A 22,302-nucleotide genomic window follows, 5' to 3' on the forward strand; every position below is an offset into this window, starting at 1 on the left:
TTGTCATGCCGCTGTCATCCTCGGGAGGTATCCCGGCGCGGTTGTTAATGTCTGCAACGAAAACGGGGGTTTTCCATGCGTACGCTTCTTGCCGCCTTTGCGGCCACCACCATCCTTGCGGGCGCCGCTCAGGCGACGACGGTCTATCCGCTTGATCGCGCGACGATCCTTGCCGGTTCGCCGTTCGATTTCAAGGTCGAGCTCAACAAGCAGGTCAAGCTCGAAGACGTGAAGATCACGGTCAACGGCCAGGACTATAAGACCGTGCTTGGGGGCGAGGCGCAGTTCGTCGAACTGGAAAAGGGCAAGGACGACAAGGCTCTCGGTTCCGCTATCCTGCTGCGCGGCCTGAAGATTTCCGCTCCTGGCGACTACAAGATCGAAGTCGCTGCCGGCGACGAAACGAAGTCCGTCACCTGGAACGTTTACGAAACAGCGGCCCAGCCGAAGGCCAAGAACATCATCTTCCTGCTGGGTGACGGGCTATCCGTTGCGCATCGCACCGCTGCCCGCATCATGTCCAAGGGCATGACCGAAGGTAAGGCGAATGGCCGCCTGAATATGGATGATCTCGAGCGTATGGCTTTTATCGGCACGTCGGCGACGAATGCCGTCGATACGGACTCGGCCAACACCATGTCGGCCTACATGACGGGTCACAAGACGGCCGTCAACGCGATCGGCGTTTACGCGGACCGTACGCCGGCATCCCTCGATGATCCGCGTGTTGAAACCTTCGCAGAAGCCGTTCGCCGCCTGACCAAGAAGTCGATCGGCATCGTTGCAACGGCCGAGGTCGAAGACGCCACGCCGGCTGCGGTCGTTGCTCACACCCGCAACCGCAACGACAAGGCCGACGTCGTCGGCATGCTGCTCGACGTCAAGCCGGAAGTCCTCCTCGGCGGCGGCTCGGCCTATTTCCTCGGCAAGGAAGTCGCCGGTTCCAAGCGCAAGGACAATCAGGACTACATCAAGCAGTTCCAGGATGCCGGCTACAAGCTTGCCACCGACAAGAACGAGCTCGCAGCCAATGCATCGGCTGAAGGCAATCTCCTCGGTCTCTTCCACACCGGCAATATGGACGTCACGCTTGATCGAGAGTTCCTGAAGAAGGGTACCGTCGACAAGTTCCCGTACCAGCCAGGCCTCGTCGCCATGACCAAGGTTGCGCTCGACCGCCTCTCGAAGAATCCTGATGGCTTCTTCCTGATGGTCGAAGGCTCCTCGATCGACAAAATGTCCCATCCGCTCGATTGGGATCGTGCCGTCTACGAAACCATCGAATTCGACCAGGCCATCGGCGTGGCCCGCGAATTCCAGAAGGCGCATCCGGATACGCTGATCGTCGTCACAGGCGACCACACACATGGCGTATCCATCATCGGTACCGTCGATGATGAAAAGCCCGGCACGGAAATGCGCGAAAAGGTCGGGACCTATGCCGAAGCTGGCTTCCCGAACTACAAGGACGAAAACGGCGACGGCTATCCCGATAAGGTCGATGTCAGCCGCCGCCTGTTCCTGAGTGCCAACAATGGCCCGGATCACTACGAGACCTTCCGTCCGAAGCTCGATGGTCCGTTCGTTCCGGCTGTCCAGAACGAAAAGAAGGAATATGTCGCCAACGAGCAGTATAAGGATGTTCCCGGCGCGGTCTTCGTTCAGGGCAATATTCCGAAGAGCGGCGATAGTGGTGTCCACGCAGCCGACGACGTCGTCCTTCAATCGGCTGGTCCGGGCGCTGAAGGTTTCCATGGTTACATGGAACAGAGCGACGTCTATCGCGTGCTCGCCGACACCTTCGCTCTCGGCGCCAAGCAGACGAACTGATCTGCCGATCCGGCCAGGCCGCTTGCCGGCCTTGCCCCTTTCACCGATCATGGTCCCGGCCGTTCAGCGGCCGGGACTTCATTCTTGGAGATCGCCATGGAAAAGCTCCCTTCGCTGCATCTCAGCCGCCGCGGCCTGATCGGCGCCATCGGCACGCTGGCCTTGGCCGCTGTTGCTCGCCCGAGTTCTGCTGCGGATTCCTTGATCAGCTTCGATGAGCTTTACGGCAAGTTCGGCGTGCTCGGCCTCGAATTCTCCGACAAGGTGAAGCGCCTTGCCGGCAAAGGGATCAGCATGAAAGGTTTCATGGCGCCGCCATTGAAGGCCGAGGCCCAGTTCTTCGTGCTCACCGAGGTGCCGATGTCGCTCTGCCCCTTCTGCTCCTCGGATGCGGACTGGCCGGACAATATCGTCGTCGTCTATCTCGGCGAGAAGCAGACCTTCGTGCAGCCGCGCCAGACGATCGAAGTGCGTGGTACGCTTGAATACGGTTCGTGGACGGATCCGGAGACAGGCTTCGTCAGCCTGCTGCGGATCCGCCAGGCCGAATATTCCGCCGTCTGAACCGATATGCTCGCTCTCGATATCGAAAACCTGACCGTTGCCTTCCCAGGCCTGTCCTCGCCGGCACTGGCGATCGACCGCCTGTCGATCGATGCCGGCAGCAGGGTCGCCATTACAGGCGCGTCCGGCTCCGGCAAGAGCACCTTCGTCAATATCGTTGCCGGGCTGGAGCGGACACGGCAAGGCCGCATCCGCTGGAACGGCGAGGATATCGCGGGTTTTTCAGAAAGCCGGCGAGACCGGTTCCGTGCCGCCAATATCGGCCTGGTCATGCAGGAGTTCCATCTCTTTCCCGGCCTGTCGGCGTTGGAAAACGTGCTGCTGCCGGCGCGGCTTGCCGGCGCTGCCACGGCTGATGTCATCGAGCGGGCGCATGCGCTTTTGAGCACGGTCGGTCTTTCCCGCCCCGACCAGAAGATCGAAACAATGTCGCGCGGCGAGATGCAGCGTGTGGCGATCGGCCGGGCGCTGCTGCGTAAGCCCGGCGTCATCATCGCCGACGAGCCGACCGCAAGCCTCGATGCCGAAAGCGGCGAGGCGGTCGGCGATCTCATCCTCGATCTGGCCGTTGCCGAAGGCAGCACGCTGATCGTCGTTTCGCACGACCAGCGCTTGGCCAGCCGCCTCGACCGGCGCATCACCTTCGGTTCCGGCCGGATCAGCGAAGATTCCGCGGCAACGGCGGGAGAAGCTGCATGATCCGCTTCATCCTTTCCGATCTTCGTCGCCTCTGGGCGGGATCGCTGGTGGTCGTGCTGCTGGTAGCGCTCGCGACCGCGCTTGGTGTTTCTGTCGTCCTGCAGGAGCGGGCGCTTCGTCTCGGCAGCGCACGCGCTGCCGACAAGTTCGATCTTGTCATCGGCGCCAGCGGCAGCGAGACGCAGCTTGTGCTGTCCTCCGTCTTCCTACAGCCCTCTCCTTTGCCGCTGATGCCGGGCGAAGTGCTGGGCAAACTTGCTGCCGATCCACGCGTCGATTGGGCAGCCCCGATCGGCTTCGGCGATTCCTTCTCCGGCTATCCGATCGTCGGCACGACGACCATGCTGGCGCAGAACCTGTCCGGTGGTTTAGCCGAAGGCAAGATTTTTGAGCGCGAGGGCGAAGCCGTGATCGGCGCGGCTGTCAAGTTGTCGCTCGGCGGTGAGATCAAGCCTATGCACGGTTCGCTGGAAGAGGGCGGCGAGACCCATACCGAACTCGTCTATCATATCGCCGGCCGCTTGCGGCCGACCGGCACCGCCTGGGACCGGGCGATCCTCGTTCCCATCCAGGCCGTCTGGCACATCCATGGCATGGAGGCGGAGGAACATGCGGAGGACGGTGAGCAGCACGAGCATGAAGCTGTGTCCGGAACGGATAACACCGAACATGGTCATGCGCATGAGAAAGCCGGCGCTGATCACGATGGGCATCAGCATCACGGCGAGGCCGATCCGGATGCTGTGCTTGATGAGAGCTGGACTGCGGGCGCTCCCGGCCTTCCCGCCATTCTGGTCAAGCCGAAGACGATTGCCGATGCCTACAAGCTGCGGCAGGACTATCGCAGCGGCAATACCGTCGCCGTCTTTCCCGGCGAGGTGCTGACCAATCTCTACGCCACGCTCGGCGACGCCAAACAGATCCTCGTCGCGGTCGCCTCGGGCGCGCAAGCTCTCGTCGCAGCCTCGCTGGTGCTGATCACGGTCATCCATATCGGCCAGCGCCGCCGTCAGATCGGCGCACTCAGGGCTTTCGGCGCCCCGCGCGGCGCGATTTTCGGTATCGTCTGGCTAGAATTCTTTTTCCTGGTGGCGGTCGGCATCGCACTCGGATTCGCGCTCGGTTATGCCGCGGCCCTCATCTTGTCCGGCATGTTCTCGCAAACGAGCGGGATCACTATGCCGGTCGGCTTCGCCCGCGAAGACGCCGGGCTTGCGGCGGTGCTGCTTGCCTTTGCCACAATTCTTGCCGCGCTGCCGGCAGTGCTCGCCTACCGGCAATCGCCGGCGCAGGCGCTAAGAGCATAACGGATCCACATCACAAACCGCTGTGAAACCTTCTTCCAAACTTCCGGCAGCTCTATCGTCACGGGCGGCGGAGAGCTTGATGTGCATGACAAAGCGTGGCGTCATTAGACTAAAGTCATAATCCGAAAGCCTCTCTCTTTTTGATCTGTCGTTTCTGGCACACTCCCGTCAGGCGTGTCGCGGCCAGGGGTATGCTTTGAGGAGAAGTAAGCCGCGCGCGTTGATCATCACTCTGTGGAGGACAGACAATGGCAAATGTCGCAAGCATCGACGGCGCGAAGGCCGGTCCGATGACCGGCGAGGAGAAGAAGGTCATCTTCGCCTCTTCGCTCGGCACCGTTTTCGAATGGTACGATTTTTATCTCTATGGTTCGCTCGCCACCTATATCGGTGCGACCTATTTCACCCAATATCCCGAGGCAACGCGTAACATCTTCACGCTGCTCGCCTTTGCCGCCGGCTTCCTGGTCCGCCCCTTCGGCGCGCTGGTGTTCGGCCGTCTCGGCGATCTCGTCGGCCGTAAATACACCTTCCTGATGACCATCATGATCATGGGTATGTCGACCTTCCTCGTCGGCATCCTGCCGGGTGCCGCCACGATCGGTATCGCAGCCCCGATCATCCTGATCGCGCTTCGCCTGCTCCAGGGTCTGGCGCTGGGCGGTGAATATGGCGGTGCGGCAACCTATGTCGCCGAACATGCGCCGAACGGGCGCCGCGGCTACTTCACCTCGTGGATCCAGACGACGGCGACGCTCGGCCTGTTCCTGTCGCTGATCGTCATCGTCTTTGTTCAATATCTGATGGGTGCGGCTGAGTTCGCCGCCTGGGGCTGGCGCATTCCGTTCCTGCTCTCGTTCGTCCTGCTCGGCATTTCCGTCTGGATCCGCCTGAAGATGAACGAATCGCCGGCTTTCCAGCGCATGAAGGCGGAAGGCAAGGGCTCCAAGGCGCCGCTGACCGAAGCCTTCGGAACATGGAAAAATGCCAAGATTGCGATCATCGCGCTTCTCGGCGCCACCATGGGCCAGGCGGTCGTCTGGTATGGCGGCCAGTTCTATGCACTGTTCTTCCTGCAGAACGTCCTGAAGGTGGACCTGTTCTCGGCCAATGTCATGGTCGCCATCGCACTTCTCCTCGGCACGCCGTTCTTCGTCATCTTCGGCGGCCTCTCCGACAAGATCGGCCGCAAGCCGATCATCATGGCAGGCCTTCTCATTGCGGCAGTGACCTATCATCCGCTGTTCAAGGCGATGACTTGGACGGCGAACCCGGCGCTTGCCGAAGCGCAGGCTTCGATTCGGGCAACGGTGACAGCTGATCCGGCGGATTGCAGGTTCCAGTTCAACCCGACCGGCACGGCGAAGTTCACCAGTTCTTGCGACGTGGCGACGGCATTCCTGACCAGGAACTCGGTGCCTTACGACGTGGTGCCCGGCACCGCCGGACAGCCGGCAACGGTGAAGGTCGGCAACGCGACGATCCCAAGCTTCGACGTCGTCGCTGCCGGCGACAAGGCCAAGGGCATGACCGCCGCCTTCGAAAAAGGGGTCAACATTGCGCTCCACGATGCCGGTTACCCGCTGAAGCGCGGCGCCGTCAAGGTGCCGGATTCCAAGCTCGATGCCTTCATCGCAGCCAATCCGGAACTGTCGCTCAACGCCGATGCCGTGCGCGCCGGCGAGAAGGAAACCGTACCAGCGGCGAAGCTGGTCGAGACCAAGCTGCTGACCGCGGATGAGGCCAATGGCGTCACCGACATGACGGTCTACAATATCGCCAATGGCGGCACTTTCGCCATGGTCGCCGATCCGGCCCGCGTCAACTGGATCGGCACGATCGCCGTGTTGTTCGTCCTTGTCTTCTATGTGACGATGGTCTACGGCCCGATCGCCGCTCTGCTGGTCGAGCTTTTCCCGACCCGCATCCGCTACACCGGCATGTCGCTGCCCTATCACATCGGCAACGGCTGGTTCGGCGGCCTGCTGCCGGCGACGGCCTTCGCGATGAGCGCTGCCGCGGGCGATATCTACTACGGTCTCTGGTATCCGATCGTCTTTGCGACGATCACGCTGGTGATCGGCCTGATCTTCCTGCCGGAAACGAAGAACAGGGATATCCACGCCATGGATTGAGCGGTGGATTGAGGCCAATCCTTGCTTGAGAAAAAAGGCCCGGCGCTCACAAGGCGCCGGGCTTTTCCATATTACAGCGCCGCGCGTCTTTTCGGACGCGCAAAGAACGCTGTAACATTTTGAATTTCTGCATAATTTTATCCTTAAATCGATTCCGATTTAAGGAGTTATGCAGTGTGAAACAGCCTCTTCGAGAGCGGCCAGCCGTCCGGCGCCAGCTTGAAGAGCAAGCCGCAGCGGGCAAAGACGATCGCCGTCAGCAGCGAGAACCAGGCGCCGAAGGCAAGGCCGGCGATGACGTCGCTTGGATAATGGGCGCCGACCATGACACGCGTCATGCCGAGCCAGATCGCGCAGGCGATGAAGGCAACGCGGTAGCGTGGAAATAGCAGGGCGAAGGCGGCGAAGAAGGCGCCGACCGTGGTGGAGTGGCCGGACGGGAAACTTTCGAAAGCGGAATGGCCCGAAAAGGGCGTGAAGGAAAACATGCCGTAGTCGTGGAAATGATCGGGACGCGCCCTGCCGATCGCACGCTTCAGCAGATTGGCGAGAAGTCCTGAGAAGACGACCGTGAAGAAGAGATAGGCGCCGATCCAGCTGACATAGAGCGCCTGCGCCTTGGAACGCGCCGTCTTCACAAGCTTGTAGCCTGCCCTGCCCTGAAAGAACAGCAGGATGCTGGTGTAGATCAGCCAGGCGGAATCGCCGAAACCGGTCAGCATCTCGCCGAGGTGTTTCACCGGCGCGGGAACTTCGCTGGCGCCGATCGGCGCGTCGAAGAGCAGCATCGAAAGGATCACGGCATTGAGCGTAACGAAGAGGCAGGCCTGCCAGCGCAAAGGCGGCATGCCGACGGCGCTCCGGCGCCAGCGCCTGTCCAGGGAAGCCCAAAATGCCCGCATTTCGTCGTCCGTTCGAATTTGTCCCAGAGCCCGCGCGTCCAACAGGACACGCTAAGGACGCTCTATTACTTTGAATTGACGCACGATCCTTTGTCGAAAATCGCTTCCGATTTCGGGATTATGCGCTCGTTAAAATCCGGCGCAAAAATACACGAGATTGTGGCCGAGAATAGTCCGTTTCGGATAATTCGACCAAGCGGGACGCGCTTCACCGCCCTCAATGGAAAAAGCCCTCCGCATGCGCGATGCGAAGGGCTGGATACTGTTTCACGTGAAATATCAGGCGGAAAGCGTCTTGAACTCGGCGAGGATCGCATCGCCCATCTCGACGGTGCCGACCTGCCTTGCGCCATCGGCCATGATGTCGCCAGTGCGAATGCCCTTGTCGAGCACGTTGGCGATCGCCTTTTCCAGATCGTCGGCTTCCTTCACCAGATTGAAGGAGTAACGCAGGCACATGGCGAAGGAGGCGATCATGGCGATCGGATTGGCGATGCCCTTGCCGGCGATGTCAGGGGCCGAGCCGTGCACCGGCTCGTAAAGCGCCTTGCGCTTGCCGGTCTTGCCGTCAGGTGCGCCGAGCGAGGCCGATGGCAGCATGCCGAGCGAGCCGGTCAGCATGGCGGCGACGTCGGAGAGCATATCACCGAAGAGGTTGTCGGTGACAATGACGTCGAACTGCTTGGGCTGGCGCACCAGCTGCATGCCGCCGGCATCGGCCAGCATGTGTTCGAGCTGGACGTCGGAATATTTCGCCTTGTGCGTCTCGGTTACCACCTGGTTCCAGAGCACGCCCGACTTCATGACGTTGCGCTTTTCCATGGAGCAGACGCGATTCTGCCGCGTGCGGGCCATTTCGAAGGCGACGCCTGCGATGCGCTCGATCTCGTAGGTATCATAGACCTGCGTGTCGATGCCGCGCTTCTGGCCATTGCCGAGATCGATGATTTCCTTCGGCTCGCCGAAATAGACGCCGCCCGTCAGCTCGCGGATGATCAAGATATCGAGGCCTTCGACCAGTTCCGGCTTCAGCGACGAGGCCGCAGCAAGGGCCGGATAGCAAATGGCGGGGCGCAGGTTTGCGAAGAGCTGCAGATCCTTGCGCAGGCGCAGCAGGCCGGCTTCCGGGCGCACTTCATAAGGCACGCTATCCCATTTCGGGCCGCCGACGGCGCCGAACAGAACGGCATCGGCGGCAAGCGCCTTCTGCATGTCGGCTTCTGAGATGGCAGCGCCATGCGCATCATAGGCGCAGCCGCCGACAAGGCCTTCATCGGTGACGAAACCGGCATTCATCGCCTCGTTCATATAGGCGATGATCTTGCGGACCTCGCCCATGGCCTCGGGACCGATGCCGTCACCCGGCAGCAGGAAAAGATTGCGCGCTGTCATGAAACCCTCCTGGGAAAAACAAGTTGCGGTTTCTTAGACCCCGGAAATGGGCATTTCAAGCGACAGAAGCGGTGAATCGGTACGCTTCGCTCCGAGCCGCGACGGTTGCTCCTGCGTCCACAAACGAATTAGAACGGTGACCCTATCTTTATTCTGGATGGTTCCCATGCCTTTCGCGCCTCTCCACCTCGACACGCCCTTGCTCCAGACCGCACCTGGCTACAGCGCCAGCGGCAAACCACTCTGGCTGAAGCTCGATGCGCTGCAGCCTTCCGGCAGCTTCAAGCTGCGCGGCGTTGGCCGGCTTTGCCAGCACGAGGTGGAAAATGGTGCGCGCGAAATCTTCTGCGCTTCCGGCGGCAATGCCGGCATTGCGGCGGCTTATGCCGGCCGGGCGCTCGGTGTGCCGGTCACGATTGTCGTGCCGGAGACGACGGCGGCCGACGTACGGCAGACGATTGCCGCAGCGGGCGCGAATGTCCTCGTTCATGGTTCGGTTTTCGATGAGGCCAATGCCCATGCGATCGAACTCGCCCGGAGCCGCAAGGCAACCTATGTGCACCCCTTCGACCATCCGCTTCTGTGGGATGGCCATGCCACGCTGATCGACGAGGTGGTGGCGAAAGGGGCAAAATTCGATTGCGTCGTCACCAGCGTCGGCGGCGGCGGGCTGCTTGCCGGCATCGTCGAGGGATTGAAGCGCAACGGGCTTTCCGATGTGCCTGTTATCGCCGTCGAAACGGAAGGGGCGGCTTCGCTCCATGCCAGCCTCAAGGCGAATGAGCGTATCACCCTTCCCGCCATTACCTCGATCGCCAATTCGCTCGGGGCGCGGCAGGTGGCGCAGCATGTCTTTGACCTGCCGCAGCAGCATCCGATCGAAAGTGTTCTCGTCAGCGACGCCGATGCCGTTGCCGCCTGCCTGAAATTTGCCGATGCGCAGCGCATTCTGGTCGAGCCGGCTTGCGGTGCGGCCCTTGCGGTTGCCGATGTGCATGCCGGGTTGCTTCAGCGCTTCGATAATCCGCTTATCGAAGTCTGCGGCGGCATCGGTGTGTCGCTCGAAAAACTCAGGGGCTGGAAAGAAAAATTTCTTTGACCCACACCAAAGAAAAAGCCGTGCGTAAGCCCGGCTTGATCGGTAACCGATTGGAAGGGCTCAGGCTGCCCAGGGGTGCGAAGCGGCGTTCTTCTTTTCGAAGCTGTCGATCGCCTTGCCCTTTTCCAGGGTCAGGCCGATATCATCGAGGCCGTTCAGCAGGCAGTGACGCTTGAACTCGTCGAGATCGAACTTGATCAAGCCACCATCGGGGCCGGTGATCTCGAGGTTTTCGAGGTCGACGGTCAGGATGGCGTTGGAGCCGCGCGAGGCGTCGTCCATCAGCTTGTCGAGATCTTCCTGGCTGACCTTGATCGGCAGGATGCCGTTCTTGAAACAGTTGTTGTAGAAAATATCGGCGAAGCTGGTCGAGATAACGCAGCGGATGCCGAAATCCAGAAGCGCCCAAGGTGCGTGCTCGCGCGAGGAGCCGCAGCCGAAATTGTCGCCGGCAACCAGGATCTTGGCATCGCGATAGGCCGGCTTGTTCAGCACGAAATCCGGGTTTTCTGAGCCGTCTTCGTTATAACGGGCTTCGGCGAAGAGGCCGGTGCCGAGACCGGTGCGCTTGATCGTCTTCAGATAATCCTTCGGAATGATCATGTCGGTGTCGACGTTGACAACCGGCAGGGGCGCTGCAACGCCCGTGAGCTTCACGAATTTATCCATGACCCATGCTCCATTTCAGCAAATCTACTTCCAGAATTTGCATCTAGTCCAGTTTTTCGCCGAAATGAAGGAGAATCTTTCACAGATGGCGGCCACGCGACGTTTCGCGCGGTCCGCTCAATTGCGCCTGTCCCTTATTTGGACGCTGCGTTCAACCCCCAGAGGACGCCGAACGGATCACGAAGCTGGCCATAGCGGTCGCCCCAGAACATCAGTTCGACCGGCATGACGACTTCGGCGCCGGCGGCAACCGCGCGATCCCACCAGAAATCGATATCATCGATCACCAGCTGGATTGCAAAGCCTTCATGGCCTTTGAAGGGATGGCCATATTCGGGATAGGCGTCCGACAGCATCAGGGAACTGCCGTTGATGTAGAGATGCACATGCATCGTTCTGCCGCTCTCGTCGACCGGCACGAGATATGCCTCTTCGGCGCCGAAAGCCTTCTTGTAGAATTCCGCAGCTTTCACCGCGCCGCCGACCGTAAGATAGGGCAGCAGGCCGTTCTTGACCGGTGGCATCTTGGTCGGGTTGCTCTCTGTCGTCGCATCCATGCTTGTCCTCCATTCGTTTTTTGAACGCCGGCTGAATGCCTGGCTGCTTCAAGGACGTAGCATGGAAGCGTGATCCGACAGTGTCGGCCGAAATTTTTCGGCGAACCAAAATTTTCAGCAAAAAGGTGATCAGAGATCGATGATCGTGCCGCGGCCGTCGTTCCAGACCCGCATCTCGCGCTGGCCGTTATTTGCCTTGGCGCGGACCGGAGCGGGCTTCATCTTCATCGAAAGCGCGCGTCCGACCATGAGCACGGTCAGGATGCCGCCGACGGCAAGCGTCACTGAAAAGGTGAGAAGCAGCATCGCCACGAAAACGGTGGCGCCGGCAAGCATGAGGAAGATGGAGCGAATGTTCTGCATGTTAGAGACCTTTCTTCGGAAAGGAATGTGGTCCTTCTCTTTCCTCTCTGCAAGGCAAGCATGGCTTTTTGTTGTTCTGTGGGAGGTTCTGGGGTGGGCTGCTTGCTTCGGCTTTCAAAGCTTGGCAGTAATTCGCCATGAGCCGAAACCCGACGACCCGCCCCATCCGCCTGCGCCGTTCGGTGCTGAGCGTGCCTGCCATCAATCCCCGCGCCCTTGAAAAAACCCATGCGGTCGATTGCGATGCGGTGATCTTCGATCTCGAGGATTCCGTGGCGCCGGAAAAGAAGGCGGAAGCGCGGGAAAATCTGAGGAATTTCTTTTCGGCTCGGCCGCTCCAAGGCAAGGAGCGGATCATCCGCATCAACAGTCTGTCCACCAATTTCGGCCTGGCGGACATGGAGCTGGTGACGGCGCTTGGTCCCGATGCCGTGCTGCTGCCGAAGGTCGACGAGCCGCAGGATGTCATGGCGGTGGGCGACCTTCTCTCCGAGGCCGATGCATCGGAAGATCTGCGCATCTGGGCGATGATCGAGACACCGCGCGGCATCCTCAATGCGGCTGCTATCGCCGAAGCCGGGCGCACGCCGGGCTCACGGCTCGATTGTCTCGTCGTCGGGCTCAACGACCTGCGCAAGGAAACCGGCGTGCTGCCGCAGCCGGGGCGGAACTATCTCGTGCCGTGGCTGATGCAGGTCGTCCTTGCGGTCAGCGCTTACGGGCTCGATGCGATCGACAGCGTCTTCAACGATTTCAGGGACGAACAGGGTTTCGATGCCGAATGTCTGCAGGGCCGGGCCATGGGCTTTGCCGGCAAGATGCTGATCCATCCGGCGCAGATCGAGCCCGCCAACCGGCATTTCGGTCCGGATCCGGCAGCGATTGCGGAAGCGGAGGCGATCATAGCAGCCTTTGCCGACCCCGCTTCCGATGGGCTGAATGTCATCAATGCAGGCGGGCGGATGGTCGAGCGGCTGCATCTTGTCCAGGCGGAAAGTCTGGTCCATAAAGCGCGCCTTATCGCAGCCCGCCAGGCTGCAGCACGAAAGACGATGTGATGAAACTCTACCGCTTCCTGACCGGTCCCGACGATGCTTCCTTCTGCCATAAGGTCACCGCCGCCCTCAACAAGGGCTGGTCGCTGGAGGGCTCGCCGACCTATGCCTTCAATGCCGCAACCGGTGCGATGCAGTGCGGCCAGGCCGTCGTCAAGCATGTCGAAGGCAAGGACTACGATCCCGAGATGAAGCTCTCCGAGCAGTGAGGTTTTAGCGCATAACCCCCGAAAATCGTAATCGATTTTCGGGGGTTATGCGTGATTGAAAGTGATAGCGCGTCCTTAGCGCGTCCTTGGACGCGCGGCGCTCTATCGTTCGGCGGCTTCCTCGGCGCTGGCCTCGATCCGCTCCATGTCATCGTCGCTCAGCCCGAAATGGTGGCCGATCTCGTGGATCAGGACGTGGGTGATGATGTCACCGAGCGTCTCGTCGTTTTCAGCCCAGTAGTCGAGAATGGGACGGCGGTAGAGGCGGATGCGGTTCGGCATCTCGCCGGTTTCCACCGTGAAACGTTCGGAAATGCCCCTGCCCTCGAAAAGGCCGAGCAGATCGAAAGGGGTTTCCAGCGCCATGTCCTCGAAAACGTCGTCATCGGGGAAATCTTCGATCTCGATCGTGAGGTTGGTCGTCAGTTGGCGGAATTCATCCGGGAGATGGCTGTAGGCCTCCATCGCCAGCGACTCGAAGGCGCTGATCGTCGGCGCATGGCGGTCCCGCCAATCATCGCTCTGGTCTATGCGGGCCATGAATATTCCTTCCTTTGCGGGCCCATATAGAACCTTTATCGCCGATTTTCGAGTGCGGAATCAAAGGCAGGAATATTTTCATAGAAAATGGCCGTTGACTCTTCATTAGCTCTCTGGAATCTATAAGAACATAACAGGAACAAGACGGATTGGAGAACGCCATGGCGCAGCACGCCCTGGCGCGCGAGCGGCTTTTTGCGCTCCGCGAAACCATCGCCAGACTGGAGGGAAGGCCCGCGCCGGCGCTTGCTGCAGCGGAACGGGAAGCCGTGGCGGAAGGACGTAAGACCCGCCAGGAGCGCACGCTGCCGCCCCTGCCGTTTGGGGTGGAGTTTCTCGACGGGGCGCTGGAAGGCGGCCTGCCGCTTGATGCGATCACCGAATTCCGTTCCGCTCTGTCTCGCGATGCCGGTGCTGCAAGCGGGCTGGCGATGGCTGTTGCCGCGCGGCTGCAAAAACAGGAAGCGGATGCCGGCCGCCTTCTGCCGTTGCTCTGGATCGGCGATGCCGTCGGCACGCTGGAGGCCGGCCGTCCCTATGCTCCCGGGCTTCGGGATTTCGGACTGAGCCCGGAGCGGTTTCTCCATGCGGCGCCGCGCAAGCTGGATGAGGCGCTCTGGCTGGCGGAGGTGGCGGTGGAAAGCGCTGCCTTCTCGGCCGTCATCTTCGAAGTGCGGGGCAATCCCGTCCATTTCGGCCTGACCGAAAGCCGCCGGCTCAGTCTCAGGGCGCATGCTGCCCGCCGTCCGCTCTTTCTTGTCCGTCAAGCGGGAGCGGAGGAGGCAAGCAGTGCGGCCTTGCGTCTGCATGTCGAACCGGCCCCGTCCGCTCTGCGGCCGTTGCCGGATGGATCGACACTTTCCGGCAGCATCGGCAATCCGATTTTCCGTCTCACACTGGAGAAGAGCCGAAATCCGGCCCCGCTCTCCTTTCTTCTGGAGTGGAATCCCCATGAACGCGAATTTCTCCCTGTCGCCGAACCAAACCTCGTTCGTCCTCCAGGCGAACAGTCAGCGCATTCTGGCGCTCAGCTTCCCGCATCTGCCAACGGATCGCATCGCTCGCAAGCGATGGGGGCTCTCCTGGCGTTCGAAAGGGCGTCCTGAGACGCCGCCTATCGTCTGTTCCGGCAAGCTCAACAATGCCATGCGGCTGACGGCACTGGACGAGTTGGCCGAAAGGCTGGGGTTGAGGAAGGAGCTGGGCGTTGCCGAAGCGCGCGCCATGTACCCGATGCTCGAGGTCGCGGAAGAGGATCCGGCGGCCGACCGCCGGTTGCTGGAGGCAATTGCCGACTGGTGCGACCGCTATACGCCACTGGTGGCGTTTGACGGCAAGGACGGTCTGTTTCTCGACATTAGCGGCTGCGCCCATCTTTTCGGCGGTGAAAAGGCGCTTCTCAAGGATGTGCTGTCGCGGCTTTTTCATATGGGGTTCGATGCCCGCGGTGCGATCTCATCGTCACCCGGCCTTTCCTGGGCCGCGTCCCGCTTCGGGCAAGGCGGCGTGATCGAGGACGAAGAGACGGAACATGTGCTGATGTCCTTGCCGGTTGCAGCCTTGCGGCTGGAAGGACAAACCGTCGATGCCCTGAAGAAGCTCGGTCTGAAATATATCGGCGACGTCATCGATGCGCCGCGAGCGCCGCTGACCCGCCGGTTCGGCCCGGAGCTGCTTCTGCGTCTCGACCAGGCGCTGGGACGTGAAGAGGAGCCGGTCTCGCCCCGGCGTCCTGTTGCCAGCCTCTCGGCCGAAAGCCGGCTGATCGAGCCCATCGGGACGGAAGAGCAGATCCTTGCCGTCACCAGGCAGGTCGCCTTATCGCTGCAGCCGTCGCTGGAGGCGCGGGGGGCTGGAGGGCGGGTGTTCGAACTGGTCCTGTTCCGCGTCGACGGCAGGGTCTTTCGTATCTCCGTCGGCGCTTCGCAGCCGCTTCGCGAACCAAAGTTCATCGCCGGGCTTTTTTCCGAGCGATTGCAGGCGGTCTATGACGATCTCGATGCCGGCTATGGTTTCGAGATCCTGCGGTTGAATGTGTTGCGGCACGATCCCTTCAACGAGGCGCAGGGTGATTTCGAGGGCGACCGTCAGGGAGAGGTCTCGCTTTCGGCCTTCGTCGACCGGGTCTCGGCCCGGCTTGGTGCGGATTGCCTGCAAAGCTTCCAGCTCCGCGAGAGCCATGTGCCGGAACGCGCCGTCATCACGGTTCCTGTGATGGAGAGCCTTCCCAGGCGGAAGATAGCGCAGGACATCCAGCTTCCTTTCCGCGAAGAGCGCCCGCTGCGGCTCTTTGCAACGCCGGAGCCCGTCGAGACCATACTTGCTGAAGTGCCGGATGGTCCGCCGCAGATCTTTCGCTGGCGGCGCATGCAGCATCAGGTGGCAAGAAGCGAAGGGCCGGAACGGATTGCCATGGAGTGGTGGATCGATGGAAGTGACGCCGAGGCGCGTGACTATTTCCGCATCGAGGATGAGACTGGACATCGTTTCTGGATCTATCGGCGGGGCTTTTATGGTCAGGCGCTTGATCCTCGCTGGTTCATGCATGGCGTGTTCGCATGACAATCGCGCGCGCATTCTTCGAGATCGGCACGAGGACGAATTTCTCGTTTCTTGAAGGCGCCTCTGGCCCTGAGGAGATGGTCGTGCAGGCCGCTCATCTCAGGCTCGGCGGCCTCGGGATTGCGGACCGGAATTCGGTTGCCGGCGTGGTGCGAGCGCATGCGCAGGCGGAGCAGCTTGAGGAGAGATACAAGAACAGGGATGAGATTCTGGCCCAGGCGAAGAAGGAAGGAAAAGAGGAGGAGATCCTCGATCCTATCCGGATTCAGCCGGGCGCTCGTCTCGTCTTTTCCGACGGAACGCCTGATATCCTTGCCTATCCGCAAAACCGGCGAGGCTGGGCGAACCTTTGCCGTCTTCTCACCGCCGGCAATCTGAAGGAGGAAGCGGTCAAGGAAGCTGCATCCTGACGGAAGCGGAACTCATGGAATGGGGGGACGAGATGATGCTTGCCCTCGTTCCGGATCGCACCCCTGTCGATCATCAGGCGGGTCAGTCGACGCTGGAAGATTATCTGGAACGGTTTCGCAGACGCTTCCGCAAGGCCTTTTTTATGGCGCTGGCGCCAGCCTATGACGGTCGCGACAGGCAGGTCTTTGCGGTGTTTTCCATGCTCGCCGCCCGAAACCGCGTGCCGCTGATTGCAACCAACCAGCCGCTTTATCATCATCCCGAACGCCGGCCGCTTTCGGATGTCGTGATCGCGATCCGGGAGCATGTACAGATAGCGCAAGCCGGATTCCTGCTGGCGCCGAATGCCGAACGCTATCTCAAGGATTCACGTGAAATGGCCCGGATCTTCCGGGACTACCCTGATGCGATCGAGAATACGCAGGTATTTTTCGACAGCTTGACCTTTTCCCTGAAGGAACTCGAGCACAATTATCCGCCGGAAAACGATCCCGGCGAAACGCCGCAGGAGACTCTCGAAAGGCTGACGAGAGCGGGAGCGGCAAGACGCTATCCCAAGGGTATCCCGCCCAAGGTGGCGCCACAGATCGAGTATGAACTCGATCTCATTAAAAAAAAGAAGTATGCCTCTTATTTCCTGACGGTTCACAGGATCATCCAGCACGCCCGCTATGAACTGAAGGTCTTGTGCCAGGGGCGCGGATCGGCGGCAAATTCGGTCATCTGCTATTGCCTCGAGATAACGGAAGTCGATCCTCAAAAAAGCACACTGCTCTTCGACCGCTTCATTTCTATGGATCGCGATGAACCGCCGGATATCGACGTTGATTTCGAGCATGATCGACGCGAAGAGGTCATCCAGTTCATCTATAAAAGATACGGCATAGAACATGCTGGGCTGACGGCGGGGGTGACGACCTACCGTACGCGCTCGGCGGGCCGCGAGGTTTCCAAGGCCTTTGGGCTGTCGGAGGATGTCCAGTCGGCGATCAGCAGCCTCGTCTGGGGCTGGTCGGAGGATAATCTCTCGGAGCGGGACGCGAAGGCGGCGGGTCTCGACGTCAAGGATCCGGTGACCCGAAACGTTCTTCAGTATGCGTCCGAACTTCTCGGCTTCCCGCGCCACCTCACACAGCATGTCGGCGGCTTCGTCATCACGCGTGATAGGCTCGATGAGGTGGTGCCGATCATGAAGACGGCGATGCCGGATCGCTACATGATCGAGTGGGACAAGGACGACCTCGACAACGTCAAGATCCTCAAGGTGGATGTGTTGGCGCTCGGCATGCTGACCTGCCTGCGAAAGGCCTTCTCGCTGCTGGAGTTGCATTACGATGTGAGGAAGACGCTCGCAGACCTCGGTAACAAGGAACATGGGGACGAAGGCGAGCCGGTTTACGAGATGATGGGCCGGGCCGATACGCTCGGCGTCTTCCAGATCGAAAGCCGGGCGCAGATGAGCATGCTGCCGCGTCTGAAGCCGAAGGTGTTCTACGATCTCGTCATCGAGGTGGCGATCGTGCGGCCAGGACCGATCCAGGGCGACATGGTGCATCCCTATCTCAAGCGCCGGGAGCAGCGGGCCAAGAACATTCCGATCAAGTATCCGAGCAAGGAGCTGGAAACGGTTCTGGAAAGAACCCTCGGCGTGCCCTTGTTCCAGGAACAGGCCATGCAGATCGCCATCACTGCCGCAGGCTTCGAACCGGCGGAAGCCGACAAGCTTCGCAGAGCGATGGCGACATTCAAGAGAACGGGTACGATCGGTAACTTCGAAAAGCGGTTCATTGAGGGGATGGTCTCAAAGGGTTATACTCAGGAATTCGCGCAACAGTGTTTCAACCAGATCAAGGGCTTCGGCGAATATGGTTTTCCGGAAAGCCATGCCGCTTCCTTCGCGCTGCTCGTTTATGCCTCCTCATGGCTCAAGGCCTATTATCCCGATGTCTTCTGCGCGGCGATGCTGAACTCCCAGCCGATGGGCTTTTATGCGCCGGCGCAGCTGGTCCGGGATGCACGCGAGCACGGGGTCAAGATCCTGCCGGTCGATATCAATGAATCGAACTGGGATTGCGGTCTGGAAGAGGCCGCTTTCGATCGGAATGCCGTCGATTTTCGGCATCATGAGATGCGCGAGATCATCAAGACCCGGCATGCGGTGCGGCTCGGCTTCCGGCAGATCAAGGGTCTCTCGACAGACGATATGGAACGGCTCGTCAGCCATCGAGGCGAAGGCTACAGCTCGGTGCGTGATCTCTGGCTGCGGTCCGGTCTGCAGAAATCCGTCATCGAGCGACTGGCGGATGCCGATGCGTTCCAATCCCTCAAACTGTCACGACGCGACGCGCTCTGGGCGGTGCGGGCGCTGGATGTGAGGAGTGCTACCGAGGAGCTGCCGCTTTTCGAGCAGGTCCGTCATGTCGACCTCCAGGCCGAGCCTGTAGCGAAGCTGCCGGAAATGCTGCCGGGAGAGCAGGTCATCGAGGACTATCGTTATCTCTCACTGTCGCTGAAGGCGCACCCTGTCTCCTTCCTGCGCGAGGAATTGCGCAAGGCCGGCGTGACGCGCAATGTCGATCTGTTGAAGGTCGCGAACGGAAAGAGGGTGACGATCGCGGGCCTCGTGCTGGTGCGCCAGCGGCCGGGTTCGGCCAAAGGCGTGATCTTCATGACGCTGGAAGACGAGACCGGCGTGGCCAATGCGATCGTCTGGTCGAAAATGTTCGACAAATACCGCTCGGTCGTGATGGGTGCCCGGCTGGTGAAAATCCGCGGCAGGCTGCAAAGTCAAAGCGGGGTGATCCATACCGTCGTCGAGCATATCGAGGATATGACGCCGGCGCTCGGTATCCTGCAACGCGAGGCCCGGCGTTTCGGCGTCTGCGAGCGGGCAGACGAGGTGCTGAGGCCGGGCGTCGATCAGCGACAGAAAAAGCTTGTAAATGCGCAGGAGAGGGCCGAGCTGGAAAAACGAATGGTTGCCACAGGCCGCCATGCGGGTGCAGCGGAAACCGCTGAGGTAATGCCGCGCGGACGCAACTTTCATTAAAAATGCATTGCAGCGATCAAGACCATGCGGCGCGCCTTCATTTGCCTTATGGCGTCATCATCCTGAAACCGCTGCATAATCCCGGACGATATGCATGAAGGCCTCACCGGACACCGCTGTTTGATGCTGCGGGACTCGAATTTTTTCTTGACAGCCACCATCTTCTTTAGCAGAAAACACGATAGTCAGTGTCATGTTTGGAATGAAGACGTGCTCGTCTGCAGCTGCAATTATATAAGCGATAAAGAAATCCGGGAGGTTATCACCAACCTTCTCGATGAAGACTGTTGGCAGCTTATCGTGCCTGCGAAAGTCTACCACGCCATGGAGAAACGCGGCCGCTGCTGCGGCTGTTTCCCCAACGTGGTCGACATCATTATCCAGACAACCGAGGAATATCACGCCCGTCGCCACTCGACGGAGACCGAAATATTTGATTTCATGTCCCGCTTGAAACAATTCCATGAGGAAAACAGGAGAGCGGACATTGAAAGGCGACAAAAAGGTCATCGAGCGGCTTAACGAGGCTTTGTTCCTCGAACTCGGTGCGGTCAACCAATACTGGGTTCATTATCGTCTTCTTGAGGACTGGGGTTACACCAAGCTCGCCAAGAAGGAGCGCGCCGAATCCATCGAAGAGATGCACCATGCCGACCGGCTTGTTGCACGCATCATCTTCCTCGAAGGCCATCCCAATCTGCAGACCCTTGCACCTCTGCGCATCGGCCAGAACGTCAAAGAAGTTCTGGAAGCCGATCTTGCCGGCGAGTACGACGCCCGCGCGGCCTACAAAAAGTCGCGCGATATCTGTCATGACGCAGGCGATTACGTTTCCATGAAACTTTTCGAGGAGCTGCTGGCGGACGAGGAAGGTCATATCGACTTCCTCGAAACACAGATCGACCTGCTCGAGAAAATCGGCGAGAGCAAATACGGCCAGCTCAACGCCGATTCCGCCAACGAAGCCGAATAATATTCGAACGAGATGCCGGCCGCCGATGGCGGCCGGTGTGCCAGATTTGACACCGTTGAACGCAAGTCGGTGCGGTCGGCACTCTTCGGAGGCATCATTGCCGAGCGCAAACGGAGGCGGTTATCCTGCCGTGATCAGTCTTCCGATTGAAGTGTTTCCAAGTGCTGGAACTCGGCCACCACCTGGTCGTAGACGGCGCGCTTGAAGGGCACGATCAGCCCCGGCAGTTGCCGCATCGGCTTCCATTCCCAGGCATCGAATTCCGGTTCATGGCCGCCAGGGGGCGGGTTGATGGCGATCTCGCTGTCGTCGCCGTCGAAGCGGAAGGCGAACCAGCGCTGCGTCTGGCCGCGGAATTTTCCCTTCAGCCCGATGCCGATCAGTGCCGGCGGCAGATCGTAGTTGATCCAGTCTTTCGCTTCGGCAAGCAGGGTCACCGTCTTGATGCCGGTCTCCTCGTAAAGCTCCCGGTAGGCGGCGTCCAATGGATCCTCGCCCTTGTCGATGCCTCCCTGCGGCATCTGCCAGAGCTGCGGCGAGCCATCATATTCGGAATTGCCGTCGGAGATGCGTCTTCCCGCCCAGACGAGGCCATCGCGGTTCAGGATCATCACGCCGACGCAGGGGCGGTAGGGCAGATCCTCGGCTTTCACGGTCGCCTGGCTCATCTCTTCTCCGTTCTGGGATTCTTCTCAGGGGTTCACTCAAGGATCCCTCTCAAGGATTCTTGGGGTCGTTGGAAAGGGCGGCAACGCCGACGATCTCGATGCCGCGCATCGCCGCCTCCTCGCTCCATTTGGCGATGGCGTCAACGCTCTCATCGAAAGCCGAAGCGACGCCGATCGCCTGGCCGTTCTTGCGGGCGATGCGCTCGAGCTCGTCGAGCTTCTTCAGGACGGCGTTGATATCGAGCTGGCCGTCGAGCTGCAGGTCGGCGAAGGCATAGGGCAGTTCCGTTCCCTTGGCGATCGCCGCCGTCTTCGACTGCGCCGATGTGCCGTCGTCGAGAAACAGCAACCCGCGCTTGCCGATGTCGCGCATGACAGGTTCCATGGCGGCGGGGTCGGACAGGAAACGGCCGCCGAGATAGTTCATGACGCCGGTATAGTTGGTGATCTCGCCCATCGCCTTGTGCAGGTTCTCGATGTTGCGGGCAGCCGGTTTCGTGGTCAGCAGCGTTTTGGGGCCTGGATCGTTCGCCGGGTAATCAAAGGGTTCGAGCGGCACCTGGAGAAGGATTTCGTGACCGCCGCGGCGGGCTTCCTGCATCCAGCGCTGCAGGCTGTTGCCGCTTGCAGCAAAGGCGAAGGTGATCTCTTCGGGGAGTTCGGCGATAGCACGCTGCGTTCCGGTCTGGCTGAGCCCGAGGCCGCTGACGACAATGGCGATGCGGACGCCGCGCGCGCCGGACGAGGGACGCGCATATTGATCCATCGGCCGCCGGCCATCGGGGCCGACGATCGGCAGCCTGCCAAAGGGCGTCTCTTCGAGCAGTGCTTCATTGGGCTGGGCTGCCATGCGCGGATCCTGGCCGATCTGCATGGCGTCGACCAGCACAGGCCCGCCGCCGTCGCGTGGGCGGGGACTGTATTTGGTGACGACCGAGCCGTCGCCGGTGACCATCTGCTCGACATTGGCGCCCGAGCGCGGGTCGGTGCGGGGCATGCCGTCTGCCGCTTGGCCCGTGGTGGCCGTCGGCGGCTGAGGCGCATTGGCAGGGGGTGTTGCGGCTTGTTCGGCCGCCGGCGGTTTGGTGCGTTCGAGCTCATCGCCGCGAAATGCCGTATAGAGGGAAAAGCCGCCTATTGCGAAAAGACAAAGACTGGCGGCGATACGGCCGAGGCGCAGGACACCTGGGCGCCGGCTGCCGGTTTTGCGGTTGCGGCCCAAAGGCGCATGCAGGTCCGTTCCCAATTTTTCGCCCGCTCCAAAACCGGGAAACAGCAGAAAGGCTCAAGGCCGGACGAGGTGCCCGGCCTTGAGCTG

20 protein-coding genes and 1 pseudogene are annotated in these 22,302 nt (G+C 60.6%); 13 read left to right on the plus strand and 8 right to left on the minus strand.

The genetic code is table 11. From position 1 onward, the window contains the following. Window positions 1-75 precede the first annotated feature (75 nt). The 5 genes from FFM53_RS13470 to FFM53_RS13490 all read left to right on the plus strand — a co-directional run bounded on the left by FFM53_RS13470 (window position 76) and on the right by FFM53_RS13490 (window position 6,535). Entirely contained in the window at window positions 76-1,830 is a 1,755-nt protein-coding gene (locus tag FFM53_RS13470; RefSeq protein ID WP_138389355.1) for an alkaline phosphatase, read from the plus strand. 96 nt (window positions 1,831-1,926) lie between these two features. Next, window positions 1,927-2,394: a hypothetical protein gene (locus FFM53_RS13475; RefSeq protein WP_138331956.1), complete on the plus strand. Its 468-nt coding sequence runs from the start codon at window positions 1,927-1,929 to the stop codon at window positions 2,392-2,394. 6 nt (window positions 2,395-2,400) lie between these two features. After that, window positions 2,401-3,093, plus strand: coding sequence for an ABC transporter ATP-binding protein (locus FFM53_RS13480; RefSeq protein WP_138331955.1), 693 nt, complete (start codon window positions 2,401-2,403; stop codon window positions 3,091-3,093). Further along, window positions 3,090-4,400: an ABC transporter permease gene (locus FFM53_RS13485; protein ID WP_173883582.1), complete on the plus strand. Its 1,311-nt coding sequence runs from the start codon at window positions 3,090-3,092 to the stop codon at window positions 4,398-4,400. The genes FFM53_RS13480 and FFM53_RS13485 overlap by 4 nt, the downstream gene beginning before the upstream one ends. Before the next feature lie 248 nt (window positions 4,401-4,648). Then, window positions 4,649-6,535: an MFS transporter gene (locus tag FFM53_RS13490; protein WP_138331953.1), complete on the plus strand. Its 1,887-nt coding sequence runs from the start codon at window positions 4,649-4,651 to the stop codon at window positions 6,533-6,535. 167 nt (window positions 6,536-6,702) lie between these two features. On the opposite strand, the gene lpxE is transcribed toward FFM53_RS13490, so the two are convergent. Together lpxE and leuB are read right to left on the minus strand one after the other, a co-directional pair. Further along, window positions 6,703-7,437, minus strand: a complete 735-nt coding sequence (lpxE, locus tag FFM53_RS13495) for a lipid A 1-phosphatase LpxE (protein ID WP_138331951.1) — start codon at window positions 7,435-7,437, stop codon at window positions 6,703-6,705. A gap of 279 nt (window positions 7,438-7,716) precedes the next feature. After that, a complete protein-coding gene (gene leuB, locus FFM53_RS13500) occupies window positions 7,717-8,829 on the minus strand; it encodes a 3-isopropylmalate dehydrogenase (RefSeq protein ID WP_003543987.1) in 1,113 nt (370 codons plus the stop codon). Between the two features lie 166 nt (window positions 8,830-8,995). Between leuB and FFM53_RS13505 the strand changes: the two genes are divergently transcribed. Next, window positions 8,996-9,928: a pyridoxal-phosphate dependent enzyme gene (locus FFM53_RS13505; protein WP_138389357.1), complete on the plus strand. Its 933-nt coding sequence runs from the start codon at window positions 8,996-8,998 to the stop codon at window positions 9,926-9,928. 60 nt (window positions 9,929-9,988) lie between these two features. On the opposite strand, the gene leuD is transcribed toward FFM53_RS13505, so the two are convergent. The 3 genes from leuD to FFM53_RS13520 all read right to left on the minus strand — a co-directional run bounded on the left by leuD (window position 9,989) and on the right by FFM53_RS13520 (window position 11,517). Then, entirely contained in the window at window positions 9,989-10,597 is a 609-nt protein-coding gene (leuD, locus tag FFM53_RS13510) for a 3-isopropylmalate dehydratase small subunit (RefSeq protein WP_003543984.1), read from the minus strand. Window positions 10,598-10,731: 134 nt separating this feature from the next. After that, window positions 10,732-11,154: a VOC family protein gene (locus tag FFM53_RS13515; protein WP_003543982.1), complete on the minus strand. Its 423-nt coding sequence runs from the start codon at window positions 11,152-11,154 to the stop codon at window positions 10,732-10,734. 129 nt (window positions 11,155-11,283) lie between these two features. Further along, window positions 11,284-11,517 (minus strand): hypothetical protein, encoded by a 234-nt coding sequence (locus FFM53_RS13520; protein WP_017962593.1) that lies wholly within the window; start codon window positions 11,515-11,517, stop codon window positions 11,284-11,286. Window positions 11,518-11,654: 137 nt separating this feature from the next. Between FFM53_RS13520 and FFM53_RS13525 the strand changes: the two genes are divergently transcribed. After that, a complete protein-coding gene (locus FFM53_RS13525; protein WP_173883583.1) occupies window positions 11,655-12,575 on the plus strand; it encodes an HpcH/HpaI aldolase/citrate lyase family protein in 921 nt (306 codons plus the stop codon). After that, a complete protein-coding gene (locus FFM53_RS13530; RefSeq protein WP_017962591.1) occupies window positions 12,575-12,781 on the plus strand; it encodes a DUF1737 domain-containing protein in 207 nt (68 codons plus the stop codon). Before FFM53_RS13525 ends, FFM53_RS13530 begins: the two co-directional genes overlap by 1 nt. Window positions 12,782-12,883: 102 nt before the next feature. Here FFM53_RS13530 and FFM53_RS13535 read toward each other — a convergent pair whose 3' ends face one another. Next, entirely contained in the window at window positions 12,884-13,321 is a 438-nt protein-coding gene (locus tag FFM53_RS13535) for a metallopeptidase family protein (RefSeq protein ID WP_003543974.1), read from the minus strand. Between the two features lie 161 nt (window positions 13,322-13,482). Between FFM53_RS13535 and FFM53_RS36295 the strand changes: the two genes are divergently transcribed. From FFM53_RS36295 to bfr, 5 genes and pseudogenes are all read left to right on the plus strand, one after another. Beyond that, window positions 13,483-14,427, plus strand: a complete 945-nt coding sequence (locus tag FFM53_RS36295) for an ImuA family protein (RefSeq protein ID WP_246412971.1) — start codon at window positions 13,483-13,485, stop codon at window positions 14,425-14,427. Between the two features lie 40 nt (window positions 14,428-14,467). Further along, window positions 14,468-15,883: a Y-family DNA polymerase gene (locus tag FFM53_RS13540; RefSeq protein WP_246413154.1), complete on the plus strand. Its 1,416-nt coding sequence runs from the start codon at window positions 14,468-14,470 to the stop codon at window positions 15,881-15,883. Beyond that, a pseudogene (locus FFM53_RS13545) lies at window positions 15,880-19,343 on the plus strand (error-prone DNA polymerase). Before FFM53_RS13540 ends, FFM53_RS13545 begins: the two are co-directional and overlap by 4 nt. A gap of 123 nt (window positions 19,344-19,466) precedes the next feature. Beyond that, window positions 19,467-19,865, plus strand: coding sequence for a (2Fe-2S)-binding protein (locus tag FFM53_RS36300; RefSeq protein ID WP_138331946.1), 399 nt, complete (start codon window positions 19,467-19,469; stop codon window positions 19,863-19,865). Next, window positions 19,831-20,316, plus strand: coding sequence for a bacterioferritin (bfr, locus tag FFM53_RS13555; RefSeq protein ID WP_003543950.1), 486 nt, complete (start codon window positions 19,831-19,833; stop codon window positions 20,314-20,316). Before FFM53_RS36300 ends, bfr begins: the two co-directional genes overlap by 35 nt. Before the next feature lie 134 nt (window positions 20,317-20,450). Here bfr and FFM53_RS13560 read toward each other — a convergent pair whose 3' ends face one another. After that, complete coding sequence (locus FFM53_RS13560; protein WP_138331945.1) at window positions 20,451-20,984, minus strand: RNA pyrophosphohydrolase; 534 nt, start codon at window positions 20,982-20,984, stop codon at window positions 20,451-20,453. 49 nt (window positions 20,985-21,033) lie between these two features. Then, a complete protein-coding gene (locus FFM53_RS13565) occupies window positions 21,034-22,230 on the minus strand; it encodes a divergent polysaccharide deacetylase family protein (RefSeq protein ID WP_138331944.1) in 1,197 nt (398 codons plus the stop codon). Between the last annotated feature and the right edge of the window lie 72 nt (window positions 22,231-22,302).

The sequence above is a fragment of the Rhizobium indicum genome (assembly GCF_005862305.2).
Lineage (GTDB): Bacteria > Pseudomonadota > Alphaproteobacteria > Rhizobiales > Rhizobiaceae > Rhizobium > Rhizobium indicum.